Annotated in this window: 5 protein-coding genes; 3 read left to right on the forward strand and 2 right to left on the reverse strand. The window is 70.0% G+C overall.

Annotation, left to right across the window (positions count from 1 at the left end; genetic code table 11):
• Positions 1 to 4: 4 nt before the first annotated feature.
• Complete coding sequence (locus tag G4D87_RS34965) at positions 5 to 1,138, reverse strand: serine/threonine-protein kinase (RefSeq protein WP_163787013.1); 1,134 nt, start codon at positions 1,136 to 1,138, stop codon at positions 5 to 7.
• A 212-nt stretch (positions 1,139 to 1,350) separates the two neighbouring features.
• Positions 1,351 to 1,941, reverse strand: coding sequence for a hypothetical protein (locus G4D87_RS34970; RefSeq protein ID WP_240358854.1), 591 nt, complete (start codon positions 1,939 to 1,941; stop codon positions 1,351 to 1,353).
• 569 nt (positions 1,942 to 2,510) lie between these two features.
• On the opposite strand from G4D87_RS34970, the gene thiS reads away from it, so the two are divergent.
• The 3 genes from thiS to G4D87_RS34990 form a co-directional block, all read left to right on the forward strand.
• Entirely contained in the window at positions 2,511 to 2,711 is a 201-nt protein-coding gene (gene thiS / locus G4D87_RS34980) for a sulfur carrier protein ThiS (protein ID WP_140791124.1), read from the forward strand.
• A gap of 14 nt (positions 2,712 to 2,725) precedes the next feature.
• Positions 2,726 to 3,511 (forward strand): thiazole synthase, encoded by a 786-nt coding sequence (locus G4D87_RS34985; RefSeq protein WP_163787016.1) that lies wholly within the window; start codon positions 2,726 to 2,728, stop codon positions 3,509 to 3,511.
• A gap of 16 nt (positions 3,512 to 3,527) precedes the next feature.
• Positions 3,528 to 3,792 (forward strand): thiamine phosphate synthase (locus tag G4D87_RS34990; RefSeq protein WP_163787019.1); only part of this gene is annotated, 265 nt, incomplete at its 3' end.

Raw genomic sequence — 3,792 nt, forward strand, 5'->3', positions numbered from 1 at the left:
CCCCTCAAGGCCCCGACCCGGACGTCGTCCGCGGAGGGGCCTCCGGACGCACGGAGTCCTCCCAGCGCAGCACCTCCGCCGTCTGCCGACGGCAGCGGGCGTCGCGGCGGACCTGGGTGGCTTCCCGCACGGCTTCGTTCGGGCCGTAGGCGTACCCCTGACCCGCCAACACGGCGCGCAGGGCGTCCGCCAGCTCCTGCCCGGACTGGAAGCGCTCCGAAGGCTCCCGACGCAAGAGCCGGCCGAGGATGGCCCGCATGGCCGGGGACAGTCCCTGGGTGGCGCGCTCCACATGCGCCGGGGACAGGCACGCCATGCGCGCGGCCATCAAGGGCGCGGGCAGCCAGCTGGGCACCTCCGCCAGCAGCACCTCCGCGTCAGGCAGCGGCCCCGCGGCAAGCGCGGCCCGCTCCACGTCTTCCAGGTCCAACAGGTGCAGGCCGGTGAGCACCTCCAGCAGCACCACCCCCAGGGAGAACAGGTCCGCGCGGCCGTCCAGCGGCTTTCGCTCCAGCGCTTCCGGTGAGGCGTAGGCCAGGTCTCCCCGGACGACCTGGGTCTCCGTGACGAGGCGCCCCGGCAGCTTCGCCCAGGCCATGGCGAAGTCAGACAGCTTCACATGGCCCCGCGCGTCCAGGCGCAGGCTCCGCGGCGACACGTCCCGGTGGACGATGCCCAACGGACGGCCCCGGGCGTCTTCCAGCGTATGGGCATGGTGCAGCGCATCCGCCACTTCCGCGCCCACATAGGCGGCGAACGCCTCCGAGAAGGGTCGGCGCCGCAGGGCCGCGTAGCTGATGAGCGTCTCCAGGGACTTTCCGTCCACGTGCTCCATGACGAGGTGGGGCAGTCCTTCATGCACCCGCACCAGGAACACCTGCACGATGGCCGGGTGGCTGAGCCGCATCAGCAGCTTGACCTCTTCCCGCAGACGCGCGCGGCCCTGCGCGTCTTCGACATCCTGCAAGCGTTTGATGAGCACGAGATCGCCGGGGACGCCCGCATAGTGCCGCCGGGCGAGCAGCAGCTCTCCGGAGCCCCGTGCCCCGAGGTAGCGGATCAACTCATAAGCCGTGGCCCCGGTGGTGAAGAGGATGAAGGGCTTGGAAGCGGGTGGCTCTGGGGGGTGAGTGGACATCTCGGGTGATACCTCCTGGGCAGGAAGTCCTCCCCTGGGTTGGGAAGGCGTGAGAAAACCTCACGCATCCCTCCTACCACCCACGTCCGACACACCCTTCCAACCTCCCAGCACGGATTCAGGGAAAAAAAGGAAACGGCCCCCGCCGAAGCGGAGGCCGTCTCTGAGCGGTCCGTGAGTCAACGAGCCGCCCGCCGCGCTCGATGCGTTGACTACTTCTTCTTCTGCACCGGCTGCGTCACGGTCAGCTCGCGAACCACCATGTCCTCACCGTCCTGCACATACGAGGCGCGGACCTGGGCCCCCTCCTCGATGTCATCCAGCTTCAGCGGCTGGTTGTTGTGCAGGATGCGCGTCTGGTCGTTCGTCTTCAGCTCCAGCTGCTTGTTGTTGCGGGTATCGACCACGGTCAGCTCATCGCCGCCGGTGGAGAGCACGCGGCCGCTGACGCTGCTCGCGGCGGCGGCACCCGCCACGCCGGAGCCACCCAGGGCCAGGTCGTCATTCAGGTCCTCCCGGCGCTCAGCCTCGGCCTCGGCCAGGTCATCGCGCTCCTCCTGTACGTCCTGCCGCGCGCTGGCGACCTCTTCCGCGGCCTCACGCTGCGTCCCAGCGATGTCCTCCTGGGCCTCCGTCTGCGTGCTGGCGATGTCCTCCCGCGCGTCCTGACGGATCTCCGCCGTCTCCTGCTGGGCCTCCATCTGAGCCTCGGCGACGTCCTGGCGCTGCGACTCGACGTTGTCGCGCTTGCTGCAGCCAGTGACGACCAGCGACATACCCGCAACCGCAGTGACCGCCATCATGAGCTTGCGCATTTGTTCCTGCTCCTTTCACGTGGAAATGGGAGAAGGTTTCCCCCTCACTCACTTGCGGCCGAGAGAGCGTTTCCCCCGGCGTTGGGCAGAAAGTGGGTGCTCCCCCCGCCCTTGAACAGGGGTTGTCCGGCATGCACGGAGGCCTTAGGGGCACACGGCGGACCACGGGCCGCCTGGCCGCCTGCCTGCCCTACCAGGGAACAAGGACGGAAAATGTCGATACCGGGCACAGCCGCGCGAGCGGCTAAAGCCCGCCGTCCACGCCACCGTCACCGGGCAGCGCTTCGGCGCCAGCGTCCGCGCACAGCGGCGCGCCCTCCCGCGCCCACCGCGCGATGCGCTCGCGCTCCTGTGCCGTCGGCATGGGCACCGGACTCCCCGGAGGCGGCATGTCCTGGAACACGTAGGCTCGCGCCTGGATTCGCGCCGCCATCGCTTGCGCGCCTGGGTATACCGGTGACGGTGGCGGGCGCACGGGCTGGCGAGCGCGTTGACAGCGCGGAGTCACCCTTGTAGTGCGTGCCCAGGTCCCCGTCGTCGCAAGGAGCCGTGAGGCCATGCAGGTCTGGGTCAACGGAGAGACGCGCGAGGTGCCGGAGGGCACCACCCTTTCGGCGCTGCTGGAGTCGCTTCAGGTGGGCGGCCCCGGTGTCGCAGTGGAAGTGAACGCGGAGGTGGTGCGCCGCGCGCGCCATCCCGAACACCACCTCCAGGCGGGGGACCGCGTGGAAATCGTCACCTTCGTCGGCGGCGGCTAGCCAGGAGTCCGCACATGAGCATCCAGGACAAGCCTTTCACCATCGCCGGAGTGACGTTCAGCTCCCGGCTCATCCTCGGCACGGGGAAGTACCCCAGCCACGACATCATGAAGCGCTGCCACGAGTCCTCCGGCACGGAGATGGTGACCGTGGCCGTGCGCCGCCTGGACCTCAAGGCCACGGGGGATGCGTCGCTGATGAGCTGGATTGACCGCAACCGCCTGCGCCTGCTCCCCAACACGGCGCTCTGCTACACGGCGGATGACGCGGTCCGCACCTGCCGGCTCGCCGAGGAGCTGGGCATGAGCAAGTGGGTGAAGCTCGAGGTGCTCGGCGACGAGAAGACGCTCTACCCGGACGTCGAGGAGACGGTGAAGGCGGCCCGCATCCTGGTGAAGGAGGGCTTCACCGTGCTGCCCTACACCAGCGACGACCCCATCACCGCCCGTAAGCTGGAGGACGCGGGCTGCGCCGCCGTGATGCCGCTGGCGGCGCCCATCGGCAGCGGCCTGGGCATCCGCAATCCACACAACATCCGCCTCATCCTGGAGACGGTGAAGGTCCCCGTCATCGTGGACGCGGGCGTGGGCACGGCGTCCGACGCGGCCATCGCCATGGAGCTGGGCGTGGAGGCGGTGCTGATGAACACCGCCATCGCCGGCGCGCAGGACCCGGTGCGCATGGCCGTGGCCATGAAGAAGGCGGTGGAGGCCGGCCGCGACGCATACCTGGCGGGCCGCATCCCGCGAAAGGCCTACGGCTCCGCGTCCAGCCCGATTGAAGGGCTCGTCCACCACTGACGGCCGGGTGCGCGCGGTGGTGCCGTCTCCCCTTCCCCGGCTCGTCGTCATCACCGACTGGCGCCTGCCGCCCGAACGGCTGAGGTGGGCGCTCGCCCGGGCGCTCGACGCCGGGCCCGAGGTGGCCGTCCAGCACCGCCACCCCGAGGCCGCCGGGCGTCGCTTCCTTGAAGAGGCGCGCGAGCTGGCCGCGCTGTGCCTCCCGCGTGGCAACCCGCTCTTCATCAACGGGCGGGTCGACGTGGCGCTGCTCGTCGGCGCCCATGTCCACCTCCCCGCCC

Source organism: Myxococcus vastator, assembly GCF_010894475.1.
GTDB classification, from domain to species: Bacteria; Myxococcota; Myxococcia; order Myxococcales; family Myxococcaceae; genus Myxococcus; species Myxococcus vastator.

Excerpts from the sequence above, each read along its gene's own strand:
- thiS (WP_140791124.1), top strand. The coding sequence starts at position 2,511 with ATGCAGGTCTGGGTCAACGGAGAGACGCGCGAGGTGCCGGAGGGCACC.
- G4D87_RS34965 (WP_163787013.1), bottom strand. The coding sequence starts at position 1,138 with ATGTCCACTCACCCCCCAGAGCCACCCGCTTCCAAGCCCTTCATCCTC.
- G4D87_RS34985 (WP_163787016.1), top strand. The coding sequence starts at position 2,726 with ATGAGCATCCAGGACAAGCCTTTCACCATCGCCGGAGTGACGTTCAGC.
- G4D87_RS34970 (WP_240358854.1), bottom strand. The coding sequence starts at position 1,941 with ATGATGGCGGTCACTGCGGTTGCGGGTATGTCGCTGGTCGTCACTGGC.